22 protein-coding genes and 1 riboswitch are annotated in these 23,095 nt (G+C 52.7%); of the genes, 14 read left to right on the plus strand and 8 right to left on the minus strand.

Features of this window, described 5'->3' with window-relative positions:
- Positions 1–5: 5 nt before the first annotated feature.
- The gene (locus tag NYE33_RS01980; RefSeq protein ID WP_340949019.1) at positions 6–743 is read right to left on the minus strand and encodes an ABC transporter permease; all 738 of its coding nucleotides are present in this window, start codon (positions 741–743) and stop codon (positions 6–8) included.
- A gap of 2 nt (positions 744–745) precedes the next feature.
- On the minus strand, positions 746–1,654 hold the full coding sequence (locus NYE33_RS01985; RefSeq protein ID WP_340948204.1) for an ABC transporter ATP-binding protein: 909 nt from the start codon (positions 1,652–1,654) through the stop codon (positions 746–748).
- 222 nt (positions 1,655–1,876) lie between these two features.
- On the opposite strand from NYE33_RS01985, the gene NYE33_RS01990 reads away from it, so the two are divergent.
- Positions 1,877–3,376 (plus strand): glycoside hydrolase family 30 protein, encoded by a 1,500-nt coding sequence (locus NYE33_RS01990; protein WP_340948205.1) that lies wholly within the window; start codon positions 1,877–1,879, stop codon positions 3,374–3,376.
- A 102-nt stretch (positions 3,377–3,478) separates the two neighbouring features.
- Here the strand turns inward: NYE33_RS01990 and nfsA are convergent, their stop codons facing one another.
- Entirely contained in the window at positions 3,479–4,231 is a 753-nt protein-coding gene (nfsA, locus tag NYE33_RS01995; RefSeq protein ID WP_042133043.1) for an oxygen-insensitive NADPH nitroreductase, read from the minus strand.
- Between the two features lie 82 nt (positions 4,232–4,313).
- Positions 4,314–5,657, minus strand: a complete 1,344-nt coding sequence (locus NYE33_RS02000; RefSeq protein ID WP_042133041.1) for an aminotransferase-like domain-containing protein — start codon at positions 5,655–5,657, stop codon at positions 4,314–4,316.
- A 207-nt stretch (positions 5,658–5,864) separates the two neighbouring features.
- Here NYE33_RS02000 and NYE33_RS02005 point away from each other — a divergent pair, with 207 nt between their 5' ends.
- From NYE33_RS02005 to NYE33_RS02015, 3 genes are all read left to right on the plus strand, one after another.
- Positions 5,865–6,809, plus strand: coding sequence for a DMT family transporter (locus NYE33_RS02005; protein WP_341064580.1), 945 nt, complete (start codon positions 5,865–5,867; stop codon positions 6,807–6,809).
- 289 nt (positions 6,810–7,098) lie between these two features.
- A complete protein-coding gene (locus NYE33_RS02010) occupies positions 7,099–7,413 on the plus strand; it encodes a helix-turn-helix domain-containing protein (RefSeq protein WP_052421685.1) in 315 nt (104 codons plus the stop codon).
- Between the two features lie 5 nt (positions 7,414–7,418).
- Positions 7,419–8,351 (plus strand): IS3 family transposase, encoded by a 933-nt coding sequence (locus tag NYE33_RS02015; protein ID WP_341064582.1) that lies wholly within the window; start codon positions 7,419–7,421, stop codon positions 8,349–8,351.
- A gap of 581 nt (positions 8,352–8,932) precedes the next feature.
- Here NYE33_RS02015 and NYE33_RS02020 read toward each other — a convergent pair.
- The 3 genes from NYE33_RS02020 to NYE33_RS02030 form a co-directional block, all read right to left on the minus strand.
- The gene (locus tag NYE33_RS02020) at positions 8,933–11,386 is read right to left on the minus strand and encodes a heavy metal translocating P-type ATPase (protein ID WP_336101575.1); all 2,454 of its coding nucleotides are present in this window, start codon (positions 11,384–11,386) and stop codon (positions 8,933–8,935) included.
- 120 nt (positions 11,387–11,506) lie between these two features.
- Entirely contained in the window at positions 11,507–11,707 is a 201-nt protein-coding gene (locus NYE33_RS02025) for a copper ion binding protein (RefSeq protein ID WP_039299488.1), read from the minus strand.
- Between the two features lie 355 nt (positions 11,708–12,062).
- Positions 12,063–12,452: a metal-sensitive transcriptional regulator gene (locus tag NYE33_RS02030; protein ID WP_042133035.1), complete on the minus strand. Its 390-nt coding sequence runs from the start codon at positions 12,450–12,452 to the stop codon at positions 12,063–12,065.
- Positions 12,453–12,618: 166 nt separating this feature from the next.
- Between NYE33_RS02030 and NYE33_RS02035 the strand changes: the two genes are divergently transcribed.
- From NYE33_RS02035 to NYE33_RS02080, 10 genes are all read left to right on the plus strand, one after another.
- Positions 12,619–14,436, plus strand: a complete 1,818-nt coding sequence (locus tag NYE33_RS02035) for a diguanylate cyclase (protein WP_042140682.1) — start codon at positions 12,619–12,621, stop codon at positions 14,434–14,436.
- Between the two features lie 209 nt (positions 14,437–14,645).
- Positions 14,646–16,172 (plus strand): MDR family MFS transporter, encoded by a 1,527-nt coding sequence (locus NYE33_RS02040; protein WP_042133033.1) that lies wholly within the window; start codon positions 14,646–14,648, stop codon positions 16,170–16,172.
- A gap of 5 nt (positions 16,173–16,177) precedes the next feature.
- Positions 16,178–16,741: a PadR family transcriptional regulator gene (locus NYE33_RS02045; protein WP_042133031.1), complete on the plus strand. Its 564-nt coding sequence runs from the start codon at positions 16,178–16,180 to the stop codon at positions 16,739–16,741.
- 230 nt (positions 16,742–16,971) lie between these two features.
- Complete coding sequence (locus NYE33_RS02050) at positions 16,972–17,190, plus strand: hypothetical protein (protein WP_039299476.1); 219 nt, start codon at positions 16,972–16,974, stop codon at positions 17,188–17,190.
- Positions 17,191–17,245: 55 nt separating this feature from the next.
- Positions 17,246–18,223 carry an aldo/keto reductase gene (locus NYE33_RS02055; protein WP_042133028.1) on the plus strand — a complete coding sequence of 326 codons (978 nt, stop codon included), beginning with the start codon at positions 17,246–17,248 and terminating at the stop codon, positions 18,221–18,223.
- A gap of 282 nt (positions 18,224–18,505) precedes the next feature.
- Positions 18,506–19,795 carry a hypothetical protein gene (locus NYE33_RS02060; protein WP_042133027.1) on the plus strand — a complete coding sequence of 430 codons (1,290 nt, stop codon included), beginning with the start codon at positions 18,506–18,508 and terminating at the stop codon, positions 19,793–19,795.
- A gap of 1 nt (position 19,796) precedes the next feature.
- Complete coding sequence (gene sipW, locus NYE33_RS02065; RefSeq protein WP_042133026.1) at positions 19,797–20,393, plus strand: signal peptidase I SipW; 597 nt, start codon at positions 19,797–19,799, stop codon at positions 20,391–20,393.
- Between the two features lie 99 nt (positions 20,394–20,492).
- A complete protein-coding gene (locus tag NYE33_RS02070; protein ID WP_042133025.1) occupies positions 20,493–21,089 on the plus strand; it encodes a TasA family protein in 597 nt (198 codons plus the stop codon).
- A gap of 69 nt (positions 21,090–21,158) precedes the next feature.
- Positions 21,159–21,749, plus strand: a complete 591-nt coding sequence (locus tag NYE33_RS02075) for a TasA family protein (protein WP_042133023.1) — start codon at positions 21,159–21,161, stop codon at positions 21,747–21,749.
- 172 nt (positions 21,750–21,921) lie between these two features.
- Complete coding sequence (locus tag NYE33_RS02080; protein ID WP_042140681.1) at positions 21,922–22,254, plus strand: helix-turn-helix domain-containing protein; 333 nt, start codon at positions 21,922–21,924, stop codon at positions 22,252–22,254.
- A 149-nt stretch (positions 22,255–22,403) separates the two neighbouring features.
- Here NYE33_RS02080 and NYE33_RS02085 read toward each other — a convergent pair whose 3' ends face one another.
- Entirely contained in the window at positions 22,404–22,553 is a 150-nt protein-coding gene (locus NYE33_RS02085; protein WP_081969799.1) for an anti-repressor SinI family protein, read from the minus strand.
- Between the two features lie 28 nt (positions 22,554–22,581).
- Positions 22,582–22,666: riboswitch (cyclic di-GMP riboswitch) on the minus strand.
- Positions 22,667–23,095 lie beyond the last annotated feature (429 nt).

Consider the following 23,095-nt stretch of genomic DNA (forward strand, 5'->3'; position numbering starts at 1 on the left):
GTACATTACACCGCTTCCTGTTTTTTTCGGATATAGACCGATAATAGCATAAAAACTGCCAGGTATCCGAGCAATAGCAGCGCGGAATTCCACTGCGGAACCCCTCCGCCCACAATCTCCCAGGCACCGTCTCCGTAATTATAGGAAGGCAGCCAGCGGCCGATCCGCTGCATTACATCCGGCATAATATCCAGGGGCATCCACATCCCTCCGGCCACCGCCAGCGCCATATAGAGCACATTGCTCACCCCGCTCGCCGTATCCACCCGCTTCATTGAGCCGATAATCGTACCCAGCGCCAGAAAAGGCAGCGAGCCTGCGAGCAGCCACAGGCCGCTAAGCAGCCATTGCCCTGACGTCAGCGATACCCCGTTGATCAGATATCCCGCAGCAAAGATACACAGCACCGAGAACAGATGCATCACCGCCATGCCAAACATTTTACCCAGAAAATAAACAGTACCCGGCAGCGGAGTGATACGGATGAACGTATTCCAGCCCTGGGTGCGCTCCTGCACCAGCCGGATGCCGAGGGTCATGATCGCCGAGCCCATTACGCTGAAGGCGGCCATCGACATCAGGTAATGCGCCTGCCACTCCTGCGTATCGTCTGTTCCCGTATTAACCACTCTGGTGAAGATGAAATAGAACATAATCGGCATCAGCAGCGACCAGAACACGTAATAGGGATTGCGGATAATCCGCAGCAGCTCCGCTTTGCACTGGGCCATCATTTGTTTCATCATCATACCGCCGCCTCCTGGCTCATAGTCAACTGCTCGAACGCTTCATCCAGCTTCCCCTGATCAATCACAACATCCTTCACCGCAAGTCCGCCTGTAAAAATAGCCCGCAGCGCCTCATCCGTATTCTCCGTCGTTACATGCAGCCGCCCGTTCTTCTCGTAGCAGGCTTCGACCACAGGCAGCTCCAGCAGTTGACCGCGCAGCACCGCCGGATCGCCGAGCGGCAGGAAGGACACTGACTTACTCACGATTCTGGCCTTAATCTCCTCCGGGCTGCCGTCTGCCACAAGGGCGCCGCGGCTGAACAGCAGAATCCGGTCTGCGGTATCCTCCGCCTCCTGCAGATAGTGGGTGGTGAACAGAATCGTCTTGCCCTGCTCAGCCAGTCCCCGGATCTTCTCCCAGAAATGGCGGCGGGCAGTGATATCGAGCCCCACCGTCGGTTCGTCAAAAAACAGCAGATCGGGGTTACCCGCCAGCGCCAGCGCGAAGCTGAGACTGCGCTTCTGCCCGCCGGAGAGCTTCTCGGCATAGCGGTTCAGATCGGCCGGGGCAAGCCCCGTGGCCTGAAGCAGCACCTCCATCTCCATAGGCCGCGGATAATAGCTGCGGATCAGGGACAGAATCTCCCGGACCTTCAGCCGGTCCATCACACTCACCTCCTGCAGCATCGCTCCCGTACGCTCCCGGACCCTGGCGTCTTTGGGCGGAAGCCCAAACACCTGTACACTTCCTTCTGTGGGCTCAAGCAGCCCCAGAAGCATGGACAAGGTAGTTGTTTTACCTGCTCCGTTAGGCCCGAGCACTGCTGTAATGGAACCTCTGTTAATGGTGAAGCTGACGCGATCCACCGCTTTTTTATCCTGGAAGCTTCTGCTGACATTTTTCATTTCGATCACATGATCCATCCTGTATCCCTCCGTATCCATATGCCCTCCGGCTATATTTCTATAGTACAGGAGGCCGAAAGTGAACATCAGTATGGACTGTCATTCGTTCAAGGTGACAACTGTCACCCGGATAAATAACTTTTTGAGGAAATTATTGATTTTTATGGACGATTGAATTAAGATATTTCTGCCATAAAAGTAAGCGATTACAATTCTGCATAATCGAGAGGAGTATAATGTATGTTCAAAAGAATTGGACTGGCAGCGCTGATCGCCACGCTGCTTGCGGGCAGCGGAGGCATTGCATCGCAACCGGTTTCGGCTGCAGGGGAAACGGCAGAGGTATGGATATCCACCTCGGATCCGAATACGGAGCCGGCTGTCGGATTAAGCACTGGTGCCCGCTTGACCCGCATCGGAGACAAGAGCTTCAGCTCCGCCACCGGAAGCAGCGATTATACAATTACCGTTAACGAAGGCACCAGCTATCAGCAAATGGACGGATTCGGCGTTTCCCTGACCGACTCCTCCGCCTGGCTGCTCAATTACAAGCTGAATGCCGCCAAGCGGGCTGAGGTGATGGAGAAGCTGTTTGGCAACACCGGTATTGGCTTGAGTGTGCTGCGGCAGCCGATGGGCAGCTCGGACTTCACCTGGTCGGCCTACACGTATGATGACACGGCTGGGGACACCTCACTCGGCCAGTTCACGATCAGCCGTGATCTGCCTTATATCGTTCCAATGGTCAAAGCGGCGATTGCCAAGAACCCCGGCATTAAGGTATTTGCTTCACCGTGGAGCGCCCCGGCCTGGATGAAGTACTCCGGGACCCTGAACGGCGGCAAGCTCAAAGCTGAGTACTATCAGACCTACGCCGATTATTTTAAAAAATACATTCAGGCCTATCAGGCCCAGGGGATTCCCATTTATGCCGTCACCGTACAGAACGAGCCTATGTATGAAACCGGAGCGTACCCCTCGATGGGCATGAACGAGCAGGATGAGACCGGCTTCATCGGAGACTACCTGGGCCCAACCTTGCAGAATGCCGGGATTAATACCAAGATCATTGCTTTTGACCATAATTATCTGAACTGGAGCTTCCCGAATACGGTCGTTCAGAATCTGAAAAACTCCGGCAAAGCAAGCTATATCGCCGGCAGCGCCTTCCATCACTACGACAGCGGTGACGGCTCGCAGATGACCTCCATGCATAATGCCCATCCCGATAAAGACATCTGGTTCACAGAGGGCGGGTTCGGCACCTGGAATGATCCGCAGAACGGCACAAGCCAGGGCTTCGACAACATGATCACTGAATTCATTAATATTACACGTAACTGGTCCAAATCGGTTATTCTCTGGAACGCCGCACTTGATCAGAAGGACGGTCCTGCCCTGCTGTCCGCCTACAATACCAACCGGGGCATGGTCACCATTCAAAACTCTGACAATTCAAACAGTAATCCGGAGAACAATGTCACTTATACCAAGCAATATTATCTGCTGGGCCACTTCAGCAAATTTGTCGTTCCGGGTGCTTACCGCATCCAGAGCAACACCAGCAATGATCTGAAGAATGTGGCCTTCAAGAATCCCGACGGCTCCAAGGTAGTTGTCGCTTATAATCCGCAGACCTCGGCCAAGAACGTCAAGATACAATGGGGCAGCCAGTCGTTTATCGTAAATGTGCCTGCCAAGTCAGTGATGACATATAAGTGGTACGGCAATCCGTCTTAGAGCGGGCTGAATCCTGTAAACAGCAAGAAGGCTTCGCCCTTTCTTTAAGGGGGAAGCCTTCTTGCTGCTATCCATATAGCTTCAGTTACACACTTTAACGTGTTATCTCTGCATGAACCCTTTGCCCAGCAGGAATTCCTTCATATGCATTCTTGACGGCTGAGCCTGGCGCTTCGCCATGATCTCCGACCACGAGGCCTCACTCTGGCCGCCGGTCCGCTCGCGCATATAATCGCGTGAGATCCCGTCATACACCCCGGCCTGCTGCAATGCGGCTTCGGCATTATAGCCGTTATGATGCAGCACGGCCTGCAGCGGCAGACGCGGCCGCACTCCATTCACGGCGGCGGGATAACCAAGGCACATGCCGAATACCGGATAGACCAGCTCAGGCAGGCCCAGCAGCTCAGACAGCGCGGCAATATTATTGCGGACGCCGCCGATATACACGATGCCTAGACCGAGTGATTCGGCGGCAACCGCAGCATTCTGCGCGGCGAGCGCAACATCGACGGTGGCAACGATCAGATTCTCTGTACTGTCCTCATAGGATGGCGCCCCCTGCAGATGGGGAGCCGCCGCCTCACGCAGCCGGTACAGGTCGGCACACCAGACCAGGAAGACCGGGCACTGCTCGATATACGCCTGATTGCCGGATAAGGCGGAGAGCTGCGCTTTAAGTGCAGGCTCCGTTACGGCAATTACGCTATAAGCCTGCACATTGCTGGAGGTAGAGGCCATCTGGCCCGCCCCGATAATGGCAGCGAGCAGCTCGTCACTGACCGGCTTGTCCTGAAACTGGCGGACGGAGGTATGACGGTTCAACAGCTCAAGAGTTTCATTTACGGGTTTCACAGTAGGTTCGCCTCTCTTTTCACAGTTATATAGGAATATTATGAACACAATTTAGTATCCAGACAACAGGAGGGCCTTCGCGCTACCATCCGCCCCCCCGCTTCACCTCCTGGACTATGCCCCTGATCCCCTCATCAATCTGGTCCAGCCCGGCGCGGGAAATACTGATGCGTATAAACTTGTCCCGGGTCCGGTAATCGGATAAATAGAATCCATTGCCGGATACGACGCAGATCTTCCGCTCTCCCAGCCGCTTGACCAGCCGTTCCAGATTCACGGTTACCGGCAATTTGAATTGCATGTAGACGCCGGAGCTGTCCGCAGATGCTTCAATTAAACCTTCCGTATTATACCGCCGGAGCGCCTCATACACCGCCTGGATTCTTTTGGCGTACATCGCTTTTATTTTGTGCCTGTGGTGCTCATACATGCCGTTCTTGATATATACCTCAAGCGCTGCCTGGGATAACAGGGAGGTGTCCGTGTATCCTTTATAGGCGCGGAAGGTCACAAGCAACGGCTCCGGCAGCACAACCGCCCCCAGCCTGAGGCCGGGGAAGATGATTTTGGAGAAGCTTTTCAAATAAATCACATGTGAAGTCTGGTCATACGCGTATACAGGATCAAATTGCCGTCCGGCACCCAGATCAGCCATGTAATCATCCTCAACGACATACACATCGTATTTGCCGGCCAGTCTGGCAATGGCCTGCCGCTCTGCTGTGCTGTAAGATGTTCCGAGCGGATTATGATACCTGGGCATGGTATAGAACAATTTAAACCTGCCGCTTGCGAACCGCTCCTCCAGCTCCCGCAGGTTAATCCCGGCTGCGGAGCGGCCGATTCCGCTGACAGGCAGTCCCTCCGCCTCCAAATACCTCAAATAAATATCATACCCCGGCTGTTCAACGAGGATCTCCGTCCTGCCGCTGGGGAACGGCATTCTGGCCAGAATCTCCAATGCCTGCTGGATTCCCGAAGTAAGGATAATCCGCTCTGCCTTGGCAAAAACCTGATACTCCGCCAGATGAGACACCAGCGTGCGGCGCAGCGAATCCAGTCCCTGCGCATCCCCGTAAGTGAACAGGTTGTATTTGTAATGGTCAATCGCCTTGTTAAGGCAATGCTGGAAATCCAGATACGGAAATACGTTCAGATCGGGCGATGCCGAAGCGAAGTCGATTGTTCCGCTGCCCCCGGCAGGTCCGGGTTCTTCCGTCTTCTCCACCATATAATAGCCGCTCTGCGGAATCGAATATATGGCATGTGTTCTCTCCAGCTCCCCGTAGGCCCGCAGAATGGTGCTGACACTGCAGCCGTAGAATGCTGCGGCGCTGCGCACGGAAGGCAGCTTTTCCCCAGGACGGTACTGTCCTTCCTTCATCCGCTTCTCTATCTCCGATACAACCGAATGATACTTTTTCACGCTGCCCCGCCTCCCATCGCCTTCATTCCACGGCCTGCTGTTCATGATACCTCTATTATCCTTCAATTATTATACAGGAAACAACAAACTGTACCGGTACAGTAGCGGAAAGGCGGTATTGTTCTGCTGCTGAATTCCCTTTAATTTTAAAGTAACAGATACGATGTTCACAGCATCCAGTCTTACTCACACAAAGGAGATGTACCTATGCAGCAGCAAGGACTCAAGCTGGCTTATAGCTTTGCCGTACTCAATGCGGTCATTATCGGATTCTCATTCCTGTTCACCAAGGTGGCTCTCGGCCATGCCGGACCGCTCGATACATTAACCTACCGTTTCGCTGCTTCGTTTGTTGTGATGTCGGTCCCGGTCGCCTTCGGCTGGGTCAAAATCTCCTACCGCGGCAAGCCGGTTGGCCGGGCACTGCTGCTGGCAGCGATGTATCCGCTGGGATTCTTCACCCTTCAGGTATTCGGACTTCAGCGTGCAACCTCTGCCGAGGGCGGAATTCTCTATTCGTTCACTCCGGTCGTGACGATGATCATCGCTTCTATTTTCTTGAAGGAGAAGACCTCTCTGCTGCAAAAGCTGTGTATTTTCCTGTCGGTATTTGGCGTTGTGTTTATCTTTGTCATGAAAGGAAGCAGTATTCAGCTGTCCAACCTGACCGGGATTGTGCTGTTGTTCCTGACTTGTCTCGCGTTTGCCGGATACAGCGTGCTGGCCCGGTCACTCTCCAGGCACTTCAGCCCCGCTGAACTCAGCTACCTCATGATGGGGATCGGCTTCGCAACCTTCCTGATCATTTCGCTCACCGGACATGCAGCCAGCGGAACCTTCAGCGAATTCCTAAGCCCTCTCACGAGCGGCACCTTTATCCTGTCTGCAGTATATCTGGGAGTCATAGCCTCGCTGGTGACTACCCTGACTTCAACTTATATCTTGTCCAAAATCGAAGCTTCACTCATGAGTGTGTTCACCAATCTCTCAACCATCGTCTCCATTGCAGCCGGAGCATTTTTCCTGGGGGAAGAGATTACAGTGTACCATTGGATCGGATCTCTTTTGATCATAGCCGGGGTAATCGGCACCAACCGGCTCGGACGGAACAAGCCTTGCGTGCAGGTTGCCGGCCGGAGCGAGTCTGTGTAAGCAGGTAGTGCGCTGTTCCACATTGCTCTATTCAGACTACTTCTAGGGAGGCACATTGTATTCGGTTTTTCGCATACATTAAGCTCATCTGTCCTATCAGTGGCACATTGTATTCGGTTTTTCGCATACATTCGGCTCATTTGTCCTATCAGTGGCACATTGTATTCGGTTTTTCGCATACATTCAGCTCATCTGTCCTATCAGTGGCACATTGCTCCACAGCCCCCTAATGAAGTTGGAGTCCTCCCCCATAAAAATGTAGACTGAATACAGGAGGAGGATGAACACAATGGGACACTTAACGGGAACAAGAGAGAAGGCAGCGCAAGAGGTGTTGTCTGGCATTAAGGCAGCGGTGGTTGCCCGAAAATATGGGGTGACCCCAGCGACGGTGAATCAGTGGGTGAGAGATTACCGAGGGGCCCATGGGGAACAAGATCATCCGTATCCCCAGGAGCAGGTGGAGGAACTGAAGCGCCTCCTGGAAGTGGAGCAGAAATACGAGAAGGCCGTCAAGATACTCGGCGAAAAGGAGTTAGAGATTGAGATTCTGCGTGAACTGCTAAAAAAGCCAACCCCTGCTTATCCGAAAAAATCGAGGTAGCCGACATGTTCATTAAGCAGGGGAATACCGCAGCTTTGGTACTGCGTCTCATGGGGCTAGCAGAGTCCACGTACTACGACCGTAAGAAACGCAGGTCACTGTCCCCAAAGGCCGTTCAAGGGGGGCGTGGAAGACCCCAGCCAGGCTACTCCTTTAACGAGTCTGGGGAAAAGATTAGTGACGAGGAGATCCAGGAATGGCTGCTGGAATTAATCGCTGGAGAAGAGCACGTGTACGGGTACAAACTCCTGGCCAAGTGCTTGTGGAACCAGCACCGGTTGAAGCTCAATCACAAGAAAAGCTACCGGCTGTGTCAGGCGCTGGATATCCTGCAGCCCCAGCGTCAGAAGCGCTTTAAGCATCCCCGGAAGCTGCCGGAGAACCGAGTCATTACAGGAGCGAGCCAGCTCTGGCAGATGGACATTAAATACGGGTATGTGGAGGGACGTGACCGGCATTTCTTTGTCCTGAGCATTATCGATGTGTTTACCCGTGTCATCGTCGGCTACCACCGGGGATCGTCGTGTGAGGCCAAGCACGCCTGCCAGACGCTGGCGCGCGCCATGGAGCATCACTGCGCCCCTGACAGCGCTCGCCCTGTGATCCGCACCGACAACGGCCCACAGTTCATCAGCCACCTGTTTGGCGACATGTGTGAAAGCTGGGAAATGACCCATGAACGTATTCCGCCTCGAACGCCGGATTTAAATGCTTTTATTGAATCATTCCACAGTAATATCGATCGGGATTTGTTCCGCAAAGAGGCATTCGAAACGTTCGAAGAGGCCTATGAAGCGGTGGACCGGTACATGGACTTTTACAACAATCGCAGAATGCATACGAGCCTTCGTAACCTGCCGCCAGCTACCTTTGCAGAGTGGGTGCTGACCCTAGAAGACCGCTCCCGCTTCTTCTGGCCGAGAGAAAAAGCGAAATAAAGAGCATATCTACAACAAGTACTGATTTTATACGGAGGACTCCGGGATAAGGGGGTCGCACCGATTGTATTCGGTTTTTCGCATACATTGGGTCCGGTTACCTTCGCGGAGGCACATTGTATTCGGTTTTTCGCATACATTGGGTCCGGTTACCTTCGCGGAGGCACATTGTATTCGATTTTTCGCATACATTGGGTCCGGTTGCCTTCGCGGAGGCACATTGTATTCGATTTTTCGCATACATTGGGTCCGGATCCCTTCGCGGAGGCACATTGTATTCGGTTTTTCGCATACATTGGGTCCGGATCCCTTCGCGGAGGCACATTGTATTCGGTTTTTCGCATACATTGAGTCCGGTTACCTTCGCGGAGGCACATTGTATTCGGTTTTTCGCATACATTGGGTCCGGTTACCCCTTAGCACACTTTCGGCGGAATCAGGGGCACTAGTGCCCCTCATTTCCTCCCTTGGCCCGCTTTCGGCGGCAACACAAAGAACCGCCGGACATTAACGCTCCGGCGGTTCTTTGGTTATCGGCGCTCAAGTCCGGATCGCTCCGTCTGCAGCAGAAGCAGTGAACATTACAGCTTGACCCGCTGCAGCCGCAGCGCATTCAGCAAAACGGATACAGAGCTGAAGGCCATTGCTGCACCGGCCAGCCACGGAGCCAGGAAGCCCAGCGCGGCAACCGGTATGCCGATCGTATTGTAGGCAAGCGCCCAGAACAAATTCTGCTTGATATTGCGCATCGTCTTGCGGCTCATCAGAATGGCATCCGGAATGCTCAGCAGATCGCCGCGCATGAGCGTAATATCCGCCGCCTCCATCGCCACATCCGTGCCGGTGCCGATGGCCATACCGGTGTCTGCCGTTGCCAGTGCCGGCGCATCGTTGATGCCATCGCCAACCATGGCAACCTTGACTCCGCCGCTCTGCAGCCTGCGGATCTCGGCTGCCTTGCCTTCCGGCAGCACCTCTGCCAGCACCGTGCGGATGCCCGCCTGCTCGGCAATGGCCTGAGCCGTAATCTTGTTGTCCCCGGTGATCATAACGACCTCGATGCCCATCTCGTGTAGTCTGGATACCGCAGCGCGCGAGGTTTCCTTAATCGTATCCGCCACCGCTACGACACCGGCAATTTCGCCGTCAACAGCTACCAGCATCGCTGTTTTGCCTTCATGCTCAAGCCGGGTCATGATTGCTGTCCACGGCCCGATATCAAGGCCGCTCTCCTCCATCATCCGCCGTGTGCCCACGCTTACCTTCTGGCCTGCCACTACAGCAGATACGCCGCGGCCCGGCACAGCCTCGAACTGCCCTGCAGGCGGAAGCTCAATGCTTCTGCTCTTCGCGCCCGCAACAATGGCATCCGCCAGCGGATGCTCCGAGAGCTTCTCCGCCGCCGCTGTAATCGACAGCAGCCGGTTCTCGGCAAGCACCTTGCCCTGTGCTACAATGCCGGTACTGGTTACAATGTCGGTCAGCACAGGCTTGCCGTTGGTCACAGTTCCGGTCTTATCCACTACAACAACCTTAATGCCCTGTGCAGCTTCCAGATGCTCCCCGCCCTTGAACAGGATGCCGAACTCGGCTGCCCGGCCGGACCCCGCCATTATGGAAGTCGGTGTCGCCAGTCCCAGTGCACACGGGCAGGCGATTACGAGCACCGCGATGGCTTTCTCCAGCGCATCCGCGAACTGCCCGGGTGCGCCCCAGATATACCAGATTACAAAGGTTACAGCTGCAATCCCCACCACGATCGGTACAAAGATCCCGGAAATCACATCGGCGATCCGCTGAATCGGCGCCTTCGAGCCCTGCGCCTCTTCTACCACTCGAATAATCTGCGCCAGCGCCGTATCCCGGCCGACCTTGCGGGCTTTGATCCGGAGCATGCCGTTTTTGTTCAGGGTGGCTCCTATAACCGAGTCACCCGGCTTCTTCTCCACCGGCATACTCTCGCCAGTCAGCATGGATTCATCGACGGAGGACAGCCCCTCGACCACTTCACCGTCTACAGGCACCTTGGTTCCCGGCTTCACCAGCACGAGATCTCCGATAACGACATCCTCTACGGGAATGCTCAGCTCAACCCCGTCGCGCATCACCAGCGCGGTCTTGGCCTGCAGTCCCATCAGGCTGCGTATCGCGTCTGAGGAACGCCCTTTGGCCAATGCCTCGGACCATTTGCCTACAAGAATCAGCGTAATCAGAACCGCACTGGTCTCGAAGTACAGCTCCACCGTATGGTGCATACCGCTCATGTTCAAGGAATCCACCGTCAGGTACAGACTGTAGAAATAGGCCGCCGAGGTGCCCAGCACCACCAGCACATCCATATTGGCACTGCCGTTCTTCAGCGCTTTGTAGGCATTGACATAGAACTGCCAGCCGATCAGGAACTGCACGGGAGTCGCCAGCACCAGCTGGAACCAGGGATTCATCAGCAGCTCTGGTGTCCAGATCCAGGAAGTGAAAGAGAAATGGCCCGCCATGGCCCAGAGCAGCGGCAGTGACAATATAGCAGAGATTATCCACTTGTTCCGTTTGTGCGTGATTTCCTCTCCGCGCTGGCTGGCGATATCCTTGCGGTCCTGCTTCAGCGCCGCCTTGTAGCCGATGCTGCTCACCTTATCCATAATCTCAGCTGTACTGATATTCCCCGGCGAATATTCCACATGTGCCGTCTCCAGCGCCAGATTCACATTCACTGCGGCAATCCCGGGCATCCGTCCCAGCACCTTCTCAATTCTGGCCGAGCATGCCGCACAGGTCATGCCCGTAATATCGAAATCCGCCGATTCCTTCAGCGTATCATAGCCGAGAGAACGGATCTTCTCCTCAATCTGCGGCACGCCAGCGACCTTCGGATCAAATCCCACCGTCGCCTGCTCCAGCGCCAGATTGACATTCGCCCGGGATACCCCCTCCATGCGGGACAATCCCTTCTCGATCCGCGCCGCACAAGCGGAGCAGGTCATCCCGGTAATCTGCAGCGTAGCCTGCTGCTGGACCGGTTCTGCACTCTTTTCCATGATTCACGCACCTCCCCATACCCCCAAGGGGTATATTTATCTTTAAAAGAAAAGGCATTGGCGCCCGGCCCTATTGCTCTAGGGTTCCCGGCTCCAAGCCCTTACATTACAATCCTTCACTTAAACTACGTCGTAGCCCTGATCCTCGATAGCCGCCTTGATTGCATCCAGGCTTACAGTGTTCTCGTCAAATTCAACCGCTACCGTCTTCGCCGGAAGATCTACCTTCGCCGCAGCCCCAACGCCGCTCACAGCTTTCTCTACAGCACTTACACAGTGACCACAAGACATTCCTTCTACATTCAATGTTACGTTCGACATTTGATTACCCTCCTAATGGTTTGAATAGCATACGCCTCCTGATCAGCCTCGAAAGCATACGCTTAATTTGGTTAGCATCCGCTTAATTGCCAGCGAATGCTTGGTTTGACGGCTCCCCGCATTGCCTGCAGAGTTTGATCTTGAGAAAAAATAATCCCAGATGAAAGTAACGGAGGGGAATTTTGAAACTGTAGGAGCGCCAGCGACCGCCTTTGTCCACGGATTTCTACCGCAAATAGCGGTTTAAATCAAAGAAATCCGGGGACAACAGCGGCCGAAAGTTCAAACATTCACCGCAGTTACGACCTCCATCAATAATTAGGACTTCTCCATTCAAACTCCCCAGGCCCAACCTCTATTTCATCAGCTTATTCACCGTAATCAGCAGCTCATCGATAACCTCATGCTCGCCGGCTTCGATCCGCTCGATAATGCAGCTCTTCATATGGCCTTCAAGCAGCAGCTTGCCGACACTGTTCAGTGCCGCCTGCACCGCCGCCAGCTGATTAAGCACATCATCACAGTAGGTATCCCGTTCAATCATGCCTTTGACGCCGCGGATCTGTCCCTCAATCCGGTTAAGCCGGGTGGTCAGTCCACTCTTGAATTCCGGGGAATGATGGCTCTTGCGGACGCCGGATGCAGAAGAATGGCAATCCTCGCCGCAATCATGCCCGGCATGCTCCTTCTCATTTGTTGACACAGGAATCAGCCTCCTCAAGTAACAATATAATATACCCCCCATGGGTATGTCAAGGCCTCACCGCAACTTATCTCCTTTATCCTGTAACACATGCGTATTTGTCATGATTTAGCAGGAGAATTCCCGTTTGAACGCGAATCTCCTAGAATAAAACATCTACAACTACGTGAATGGAGGAGGAGCAGTGCTCAAATCAATCATCAGCCAGATGCATCGCCGCAGGAGCTATTTGTACTCCTTTATCATATGCATTGCCGGGCTGGGCTTGTTCATTTATCAAACGGAACCGCAAATTCTTCAGCTCTCCTCATCCGGCTGGGGCTGGGTTACCGCCATGTCAGGCGCGGCCGTCCTGCTCACCGTCTTCACCTTCCAGCTGCCTCCGCAGGGGAACGGGCTGTCACTGGATTCTTCCATCTATCTGGCCTGTATCTTTATCTTCGGCGCCCCGTCCGCCCTTCTGGTTCTCCTGCTCTGCTCCATCGTACTGCTGTTCATCGAATGGGGAAGCACTCCGCTCTGGAAGCATCTCAATAATTTCGCCGTGTACTGTATCATGATCACTTCCGCAGCCTTTATCTTCTCGTGGTCCGGGGGCCGGCAGGGACCGCTTCTCAGCAGCTATCTGGCAGCATACCTCAGCGCTATGGCCATATATTTCATCCTGAACCTGCTGCTTGTCGGCTTCTTCTACTACATAATTTTCCGTGAGAATCTCTACAATACACTCAAAGCAATGCTGACAGACGCCGTACTGGCCTATTTGTGCACGCTGGTGCTCTCCCTGGTGCTGACCGTTCTGCTCTTCTATAACGGAATTACCGGCCTGGCCTTATTCCTGGGCCTCAGTGTACTGATCTCCTATTCCTTCAAACGGCTGTTCAGCATGTACCGTGACATTGAAGAGCGGGCTAACCGCGATCAGCGTACCGGACTGTTTAACCACAGCTATTTCGAAGCGGCGCTAGAAGAGGAAATGCGCAGATCGCAGGCAGGCGGCAGCGCACTCTCCCTGGCCATGATTGATATCGATGATTTCAAGAAATACAATGATCACTTCGGCCATCTTAAGGGGGACGGGCTTATTGTTTTTCTGGCTGAGCTACTGAAGAAGGAAACCGGGTCCACCGATATTATTGTCTCCAGATATGGCGGTGAAGAATTCACCCTGCTGATGCCGGGCTACGATGCCGTGACGGCCAGGCAATTCATCGAAAAGCTGCGCAAAACGCTCAACAATTCTATTTTTGAAGGCAGCGAGATCTTCCCGCAGGGCTGTCTGGCGTTCTCCGCAGGCGTAGCCGGATACCGGCCCGATGTCCACTTCAAGTCAGAGCTGGTCGACCATGCCGATCAGGCGCTGTACTATGCCAAAAAACAGGGCAAGAACATGGTCCACGTCTACGGCAACCAGTCTCTCTTGGAGCGCGACATCGATTTCAGTCAGGATGTGCGCGATATTGAGCAGCAGCTTAATCTTTTTATGTACAAGGATCTGGAGACCTTCAAGCATTCCAAACGCGTATTCCGCTATGCCATGGACATCAGCGAGCTGCTGGCGCTGGACAATCTCTCCAAACGGCAGTTCACGCTCGGCGCACTGATCCACGATATCGGCAAGCTGGAGATTCCCTGGGGCATACTTAACAAGAAGGATAAGCTCGCGCCGGAGGAATGGGAGATGGTCAAATGGCATGTCACCTGGGGCAAAGAGATGGCACTTACCAACGATAAATACAAGGATCTCGCCCCTTATATCGAGCTGCACCACGAACGGTATGACGGCAAAGGGTATCCGTACGGCTTCAAGGGAGAAGAGATTCCCCGGCTATGCCGGATGCTGACCATTATCGACTCGTTCGATGCCATGACCACGGAGCGTCCGTACCAGCCGACCAAATCGTTCGCAGAAGCTATTGTGGAGCTGCGGGCCTGCGCGGGAAGCCAGTTTGACCCGGAGCTGACTGAGCTGTTCATCAGGTACATAGAAGCCCGGGAGCTGCGTTCAAGCGATGCGGCCATGTAGGAAGAAGCATCTACCCCCGCTGCGGATAAAGGTCCGCCTGCGAGGGAATACCATACATAGAAGTCCTGCCGTTCTTGTTGTACAAGGGCGGCTTATTTGCGTCCACAGCATTATTTAGTATTTAATTTTGAAAAAAAGGATTGCCACCCTATTCAAATTTGAATATAATAAGATTTGCCATTGAATACTGAACGTAAAGGAGTCTGTAAATGCATACTAAAGAAAGCAATCTTAAGCTCGTCGTTGCCGGCCTGCTGCTCGGTATTCTGATGTCTGCCATGGATAATACGATTGTGGCCTCAGCTATGGGCACCATCGTCTCCGACCTCGGGGGACTTGATAAAATCGTCTGGGTAACCTCTGCTTATATGGTCATGGTTATGGCCGGAACCCCCATCTTCGGCAAATTGTCCGATATGTACGGACGCAAGCGCTTCTTCATCTTCGGACTGATCGTGTTCCTGATCGGCTCCGCCCTGTGCGGAACGGCGGCCAGCATCACACAGCTCAGTATTTACCGGGCGATCCAAGGGATTGGCGGCGGTGCGCTGATGCCGATCGCCTTCACGATTGTATTTGACATTTTCCCGCCGCAAAAAAGAGGCAAGCTCACCGGATTATTCGGTGCTGTCTTCGGGATCTCCAGCGTAATCGGCCCTCTGCTGGGCGCTTATATCACTGATTACGTCGGCTGGAACTGGATTTTCTATATTAATGTACCGATTGGTATCGTCTCCTTCTTCCTGATTATGACGTCCTACAAGGAATCCGTCTCCCATGCCAAACAGCGGATTGACTGGGGCGGCGCCTTCACGCTGGTGGCAGGAATTATCTGCCTGATGTTCGCGCTTGAGCTTGGCGGCAATCAGTATGCCTGGGATTCAGCAACGATTCTCGGACTGTTCGCCGGCTTCGCGGTATTCCTGATTGCCTTCATCTTCATTGAGCAGAATGCGGCAGAGCCGGTCATCTCGTTCAACATGTTCCGGGGGCGCCTGTTTGCCACCAGCAGTCTGCTCGGCTTGTTCTACGGCTCGGCGTTTATCGTAGCTACGGTATACATTCCGATCTATGTCCAGGGGGTATACGGCGGCTCCGCCACCAACTCCGGTCTGATCCTGATGCCGATGATGATTGGTACGGTAATCGGCAGCCAGTCCGGCGGTCTGCTCACCACCAAGACGAGCTTCCGCAACATCATGCTGTTGTCCGCAGTGTGTTTCGTTGCCGGTATCTTCTCACTCAGCACACTGACACCGGATACTTCCCGTCTGCTGCTGAATGCGTTCATGGCGCTGACCGGCTTCGGGGTAGGGTTCTCCTTCTCCGTACTCAGCATGTCATCCATTCACCATTTCGATATTCGCCAGCGCGGTTCAGCTACCTCCACCAGCACCTTCCTGCGCTCGCTCGGGATGACGCTGGGGATTACCATCTTCGGTATTATCCAGCGCAACAGCTTCACTTCGGAGCTTAGCACGGCCTTCGGAGACGGCGGCCAGGCCTCTTCCTTCGGCGATCCGCGTTCTGCGCTGACCCCTGAGGCCCGTGCACAGATTCCGGCACCGGTGCTGGAGAAGATCACAAATTCACTGTCTACCTCGATCGCACATACCTTCATGTGGGCTATCGTGCCAGCGGTGCTTGCCGTTATCTTTGTCCTGCTAATGCCCAAAGACCGGCTGACGATTCAGCCTAAGGAATCCCAGCCAGCTCCGGCTTCCGGGCAGAGGTAAGCACCATGTCCATGAAGCTGCTGATTCTGGGGCTGCTGCTGGAACGGGATATGCATCCTTATGAGATTACTCTCGTTATGAAGGAACGCACGATGGACCAGTTCATTAAGCTGCAGATGGGCTCATTATATTATGCAGTCGACAAGCTGGCCGAGGGTGGTCATATCGAAGCTGTGGAGATCATCCGCAGCGCGGACCGGCCGGATAAAACCATCTACCGGATTACGGATAAAGGCAAGGAGTTAATGGAACAGCTCATTCTGCAGCAGATCAAGAAGAGCGACCCCCTGTATCATCCGCAGTACATGGCCTTGGCATTCTCGCGCTACATTGACCAGGAGAAGGTGGAGATACTACTGGAGGAACGAATCCGCGAAGCGGAGCACCAGGTGAACTTCGCCTACCAGGTATACGAGGAGCATATCTCCATTGTGCCCCGTTCGGCGCTGCATCTGATGTACGGCCGGTATGAGCATAGCCTGACAGAGCTGAAATGGCTGAAGCGGCTCCATGAGGATGTGGCCGCCCGCAGGCTGAGTGACAAAGGCAGCCCGATTATTCCGCAATAAGTATAATTTCAGGAGGATTGTTCCGCCGCCGTTACAGGCAGCCGGGGCAGTCCTCCATTTCATTTCCAAAGCCTGTTCACACAGGAACCTGCGGTTTATCACAGGCCCCTGTGTTTAATTAGCCCGAATTGTGTTTATTAGGGAGCAAACTGCCGGCAAGGCTCAGGAGAATTCTCTAGCACATTTCCATCCTTGCCTTGCAAATAATCCGAAAGGGAAGTGAACTTAAGATGAGCCATAGTGACGATAAGAAGCCGATAAGAGACGAGCGTGACCATCCCGAGCAATACCCGACGGACAAACCAAGCTTATTCGACCTTGATGAAAGCGAACAGAATGTAGATCCGATTCCGGTCGAGGATCTGACACTCGAGAAGCAGGAGGAGAAGGATAAGGAAGGCACGAAACACCGCTCCTCCAGCGACAAGAAATACCATACCGGATTCTAAAGGTGTACACTTAATCTTAGAGCATTCAAAAGTTAAAGCTTATGGAGGGATACAATTGCTGAAAGCGTTACCACTTAATAAACGCGGAATTCCCGCCAGCCGCATTGCGCTGGGCTGTATGGGGCTTGGCGGAGGCTGGGACCATGAACCGGTTACAGCGGAGAACATAAAGCAGGGGCATGAGGCGCTGGATGCGGCGCTGTCGATCGGCATCAATTTTTTTGACCATGCGGATATCTATACCCGGGGCAAGGCGGAGAAGGTATTCGGACAGATCTTCAGGGAGCGTCCGGGTCTGCGTGAGGAGATCATCCTGCAGTCGAAATGCGGCATCAGGCTGATGGAGCCGGGTGATATCACCAATATGTTCGACTTCTCCAAGGAACATATTCTGTCCAGTGTAGACGGAACGCTCTCCCGGCTGGGCACAGAGTATATTGATATTCTGCTGCTGCACCGCCCCGACCCGCTGATGGACCCTGAGGAAGTCGCCGAAGCACTGCGCCTGCTTAAGACAGCCGGCAAGGTGCGCCACTTCGGTGTCTCCAATATGAGTGCTGCCCAGATCAAACTGCTGGAGACCTATTGTGACGAGCCCTTCATCGTCAATCAGCTGCATATGAGCCTGTCCAAAATCAGCTGGGTCGATGCCGTACTCAGCGTGAACCGGGAACAGTGGAAAGACCTCACGTTTCCTGAGGGTACAATAGAGTATTGCCGCGCGGGAAATATCCAGCTTCAGGCCTGGGGCCCGCTGGCCCAGGGGCTGTTCAGCGGAAGGCCGCTTGAAGGACAACCGGAGAACGTGGTGAATACAGCGGCCAGAGTACAGGCGCTTGCCGATGAGAAGAATACAACACCTGAGGCCATCGTCCTGGCCTGGCTGATGACGCATCCTGCAGCCATCCAGCCTGTAATCGGCACCGTCAATCCGCTGCGCATCGCAGCCTGCGGAGGGGCGGATAAGATTGAGCTCTCCCGCAAGGAGTGGTACGAGCTGTACGTCAGCTCACGCGGAGAGAAGCTTCCTTAAGGAGCGGACTTCATTACAAAAGGAAAAGGTTATGCTATCCGTAGTTATTATGCGGATAGCATAACCTTTTTTGTTCTCAATAAAGAACATTTGTGAAAAACAGCGATATATCAAGAAAATTAAAGATAATCAGATGCATCCGTGCTTTATTGCGAACAATTCGCTGAAATTGACATTTCTCTTTTCCCGGGTGTGCAGTGTATGATTTCATTACGAAGACGTTCTTAATAAAGAACGAATATAACGAATATCAATCAGTAAGCCATGAGAGGGGGCCTACCTTTGTACCCCAGATCCGCCAAACGGCGTAAACGGAAATACACGAAACTCGGTCTTCGGATCCTGCAATCCGGTGTGGCTGTATCTGTTCTTATAATGTATACCTCCAATCAGATTGGCAGTACTTACGGAGAGTATAACACTTCCCAGGAACAGAACACCTCTATCGGGCTCTGCTCCGTATTTCCGGGCCAGATCGAACAGCTGCTGTCAGAGTTCAGCGGACATGTCCGCACAATTACCCAGCTGAAGTCTTCTCTTGGCAGCCACATTACGAGCGGGAACTATAACACTCCCCCGGTCTCTGAAGAACTGTCAGCGGAGGAACTGGATCAGATCTCCAGTGAGATCTCAGAACAAATCCGGCTGGCAAGCGATACAGTTAGCGCACTGGATACACAGCTGAGCCTCAATGCAGGTATCTGGCAGCAAATTCTGCAGGAAATTGGCAGTGCAGCAGCCATTCTGCATCAACTCGGAGGATATATGGTTAATCTCGAACCCAATTGCCTGGAAATCCGTGACGCCCGGTTCTTCGAACAGCTGCAGGAAGGTCTCCATCAAAGCGGGGTGCTGTCGGAATCCCTGACGGATACATTAACGGGCATTGTGCATTATCTGAATACGATTCATGATTTCGGCGGCTCGCTGCCGACCGGTAATCCTGACCGGGTGCTTCTCCGGCAAGAAAGCTTCGGCTTCCCTGCCGAGGAACCGATTTTCTCACTCATGGCCAGAGCCTACAATGCAGACCCCAATGTATCTCCCGCCTTACAGTCAAGCTACGATCAGTTAAGTGCAGAATTAACAGCCTCCAGAGACAACCTATCGTCCACAATCTCCACGCTGCAGGAACAGCAGGTACACATTGCTGAAGCGAAGGCGGCGCTGGAGGAGAAAGCCAAGGCTGAAGAAGCGGAACGGCTGGCGCTTGAGAAAGCCAAGGCTGAGGAAGCGGAACGGGATGCACTGGAGAAGCAGAAACAAGAGAACGATCAAACCAAGAATAATCCGCCCGCAGCCAGCATTCCTGGAGAAGATAAGACCATCGATGAACCTGCTATAGAAGCTCCTGAGGGAGAAAAACCGGCTCCTGCACCCTCACCGGATGCAGAGGTTACCGCTCCGCCTGCCACACCGGCACCGGAAGCCAATCTTCCGGAGGCGACTCCAGCGGCAGACTCACCTGGGGAGCTCCCGGATAGCGGTACAGATACCGCGCAGCCAACAGCTACAGTTACACCTACAGCTACACCTGCTCCACAATCGGATACCAGCAAAGGCGGGGAATAATATGCGCATTAAAAAGATAGTCAGCACCACATTGTCCACACTGATATTTATGATTTTCCTGGTGCTGGTAACAGCAGTAGTCATCTCCAAAGCCTCCGGAGGCGAACCTTCCTTCTTAGGCTATCAGATCAAGACGGTGTTATCCGGTTCCATGGAGCCGGGCATCCAGACCGGATCTATAGTAGCGATTAAGCCGGGCGGGGATATGACCCGTTTTCAAAAAGGCGATGTGATTACTTTCATGAATTCCGATAACCTCCTGATTACACACCGTGTGGTCGATGCTTCAATAAACAGTGCCATAGGTGAAGCCAGCTATACCACCAAAGGGGACAATAACGATGCAGCCGATACCTCAGCGGTCAGCTCAACAAATGTGGTAGGCCAATATACCGGCGTCACCGTCCCTTATGTAGGATATGCCATGAATTTTGCGGTCTCCAAAGCCGGAAGCGTAATGCTGATGATTATCCCCGGGCTGCTCCTGCTCCTCTACGCACTGTATTCCTCCTGGAAAGCCGTAGCGGCACTGGAGAAGAAGAATGCAGGGCCAGCGGTGACCGGCGGACCGGATACCCTTCCAGACATTGTGCAATAAACCGATTGTCCTCTCCCGTTTACGAAACGCGGAGCAACAATAAATTTTCCCCGAAGACAGGTAAAGACAAAAAAAGAACGATGAGAGAGGGATGAACAAATGAACGTTAAAAAAACATTAGGTCTCGGCGTTGTATCGGCAGCACTCGGATTAACCCTGGTCGGCGGAGGAACCTTCGCTTACTTCAGCAGTACCTCCACCACTGCAGCTTCTTTTAACAACGGAACTTTATTACTTAATTCGGACCCCTCCGTTATTGTCAATCTCAGCAATCTTAAACCGGGGGATACGATCCTAAGAGATTTTAAATTGAAAAATGACGGAACGCTCAATATTCCCAAAGTTGTTCTGCGTACCTCATCTGTCATTACAGATGCCCAGGGAGATAACGGCGCCCATAATCTCAAAGACGATATTATTGTGACGTTCCTAGTTAACAAGGATAAGGTAACATCACCTGTTCTGGTCGTTTCACTGGCCGAACTTGAGCAGCAAAGTCCGGATCTTGTAGCCAAGGGAATTCTCGGCGGAATCTTTGGTGTAGAGAATGGGGGCATCAAAGCAGGCACCTCAGATAAACTGAGCGTACAGTTTGCCTTCAAGGAAACCTTCCAGCCGCAAAACTACTATCAAGGCGATACACTGGCCCTGACCCTGAACTTCGAAGCCAACCAGGAAAAAGGCGCCCTCAAATAATCTATCTGTATATGCATTCCTGATCACCGATCTTAAAAAAACATAATATACTCGAGGAGGAAATTAATTATGGGTATCAAAAAAACATTGGGTCTTGGCGTAGCATCGGCAGCACTGGGATTGTCTTTAATCGGAGGGGGCACCTTCGCTTACTTCAGCTCCACAGCAACCAGCACGGCAACCTTCGCGGCAGGCACGCTGAAGCTCGGCTCTTCCTTTAATACACCTGTTGCCCTGACCAATCTGAAACCGGGTGATTACACCGTACGCACGTTCACCTTGTCCAATGACGGCACCCTGGATATCAAACTCCTAACGCTGGCCACCAGCTACACTGTAACTGATGCGAAGGGCGATAATGCCGGCCAGGATCTTGGAGATCACTTCAAAATCAAACTTCTCGACAGCTCTTATACCAGCGGTCCGCTTGCCGGCCATGTGCTGTCCGAGATCTCCCTGAAGGACCTGAAGAACACTTCCAGCTATGATCTCGTAACGGCGGGTGTACTGCCGGGAGGCATCGCCGCTACCCAAACCAAAACCTTCAAGATTGCTTTCGAATTCGTTGACAATACCCAGGATCAGAATATCTTCCAGGGTGACGGCTTGGCGCTGAACTGGACATTCAATGCTACGCAAGGTTTGGGAGAAGCCAAATAAGGCTATTAAATTATATACACAAAACGGCATATCCTCCCTCATCCGGGCTGGATATGCCGTTTTGTCTCTCCCCGCCAGCTTCTGGCAGGAACAAGGGTTTTTGTCCGTTTTGCGAATTTTTGTTATACTGATAACAAAAAGTACGGAGGGCGTTGTAATCGTGTCAGATAATATGGGAAGCCGCATCCATAGGCTCCGGCTGGAGAAGGGTTATTCTTTATCCGAGCTTGCGGATAAGGCTGACGTGGCGAAATCATACTTAAGTAATGTCGAACGGAATATCCAATCCAACCCCTCCATTCAATTTATCGAAAAAATTGCCGATGCACTCCAAGTATCCATTCACGTATTACTGTATGGCGGAATTGCAGAAACTGCAGAGCCGGTTCTCGATGGAGAATGGTTCAGGCTGGTTCAGGATGCGATGGCCTCTGGTATAAGCAAACGTGAATTCAAGGAGTTTCTCGATTATCAGAAATGGCGGCTGGAGCAGAAGGATAACTGAAATACCCCACAAAGTGAGGCAGCAGCCTCGATGATTACCCAGGTACTTTGCGGGGACCCCGAAACAACATGTAAATTCCAACAGAAGAGGGCACAGCGGTGTACACCGCTGTGCCCTCTTCTGTATGTATCCGTACAATGCTGAATGCCCTACATCGCCTGGAGTGCTTTTTCAGTAAAAAAACGCCGAATCTCGTCTGCCTGGATGCCAGCCTGCTTAGCAGACATTAGCAAATGCACCCATTCTAAATCCAGATCAACTACCTGCAGTTCGTCATTCCCCTGGTTGGACTTATCCAAGAAATCTCCTCCTAGAATTTTCGCGTCCCCAGGCAGTCCGGCCATCATAGTATTTCTACTTTAGATCCGAGACTTTGTGCCCCTGTCTTTCGGCAGGTTTACCCTTTACTGGACCCTTTACATGAAAGGATCTGAAAAGAATCGATGAAACCGTTCTCCGCAATAACATTATACAAGATCTTACATGAAAAGTGTGTCGTTTTCTGGAATTTTTTTATGTTAAATCGTGAAGACCCTTAGCTAAAATTGCCAATAGCTTGTATAAATAATTCCAATTCATCTTCAATCGGTCCAAATTAGTTTAAATATACTAAATAGATATTAATCCCGTAACACAATATAGAAACAATTACCCATTTCTATGATTTACAACCACCTAAATCCCTTAATTTTTTATTAATTTTAACGATATTTTATTTTTCCGGCTTCACTCGGGAAATTTATGATTGTTCCGTATGAATCCCCTGCTGAATCATACCGTTTTGCGAACGGATTGCACGAAAGTATGAATTGATTACCCTGCCGGAAAGTAGCACAATAAG

The organism is Paenibacillus sp. FSL R10-2199 (assembly GCF_038000235.1).
In the GTDB taxonomy this organism is placed as follows: Bacteria; Bacillota; Bacilli; order Paenibacillales; family Paenibacillaceae; genus Paenibacillus_AQ; species Paenibacillus_AQ phytohabitans.

What these genes read in the sequence shown, in the direction of transcription:
- NYE33_RS01980 (WP_340949019.1), bottom strand. Translation starts at nt 743, where the DNA reads ATGAAACAAATGATGGCCCAGTGCAAAGCGGAGCTGCTGCGGATTATC.
- NYE33_RS01985 (WP_340948204.1), bottom strand. Translation starts at nt 1,654, where the DNA reads ATGGATCATGTGATCGAAATGAAAAATGTCAGCAGAAGCTTCCAGGAT.
- NYE33_RS01990 (WP_340948205.1), top strand. Translation starts at nt 1,877, where the DNA reads ATGTTCAAAAGAATTGGACTGGCAGCGCTGATCGCCACGCTGCTTGCG.
- NYE33_RS02005 (WP_341064580.1), top strand. Translation starts at nt 5,865, where the DNA reads ATGCAGCAGCAAGGACTCAAGCTGGCTTATAGCTTTGCCGTACTCAAT.
- NYE33_RS02010 (WP_052421685.1), top strand. Translation starts at nt 7,099, where the DNA reads ATGGGACACTTAACGGGAACAAGAGAGAAGGCAGCGCAAGAGGTGTTG.
- NYE33_RS02015 (WP_341064582.1), top strand. Translation starts at nt 7,419, where the DNA reads ATGTTCATTAAGCAGGGGAATACCGCAGCTTTGGTACTGCGTCTCATG.
- NYE33_RS02020 (WP_336101575.1), bottom strand. Translation starts at nt 11,386, where the DNA reads ATGGAAAAGAGTGCAGAACCGGTCCAGCAGCAGGCTACGCTGCAGATT.
- NYE33_RS02025 (WP_039299488.1), bottom strand. Translation starts at nt 11,707, where the DNA reads ATGTCGAACGTAACATTGAATGTAGAAGGAATGTCTTGTGGTCACTGT.
- NYE33_RS02030 (WP_042133035.1), bottom strand. Translation starts at nt 12,452, where the DNA reads ATGGGGGGTATATTATATTGTTACTTGAGGAGGCTGATTCCTGTGTCA.
- NYE33_RS02035 (WP_042140682.1), top strand. Translation starts at nt 12,619, where the DNA reads ATGCATCGCCGCAGGAGCTATTTGTACTCCTTTATCATATGCATTGCC.
- NYE33_RS02040 (WP_042133033.1), top strand. Translation starts at nt 14,646, where the DNA reads ATGCATACTAAAGAAAGCAATCTTAAGCTCGTCGTTGCCGGCCTGCTG.
- NYE33_RS02045 (WP_042133031.1), top strand. Translation starts at nt 16,178, where the DNA reads ATGTCCATGAAGCTGCTGATTCTGGGGCTGCTGCTGGAACGGGATATG.
- NYE33_RS02050 (WP_039299476.1), top strand. Translation starts at nt 16,972, where the DNA reads ATGAGCCATAGTGACGATAAGAAGCCGATAAGAGACGAGCGTGACCAT.
- sipW (WP_042133026.1), top strand. Translation starts at nt 19,797, where the DNA reads ATGCGCATTAAAAAGATAGTCAGCACCACATTGTCCACACTGATATTT.
- NYE33_RS02070 (WP_042133025.1), top strand. Translation starts at nt 20,493, where the DNA reads ATGAACGTTAAAAAAACATTAGGTCTCGGCGTTGTATCGGCAGCACTC.
- NYE33_RS02075 (WP_042133023.1), top strand. Translation starts at nt 21,159, where the DNA reads ATGGGTATCAAAAAAACATTGGGTCTTGGCGTAGCATCGGCAGCACTG.
- NYE33_RS02080 (WP_042140681.1), top strand. Translation starts at nt 21,922, where the DNA reads ATGGGAAGCCGCATCCATAGGCTCCGGCTGGAGAAGGGTTATTCTTTA.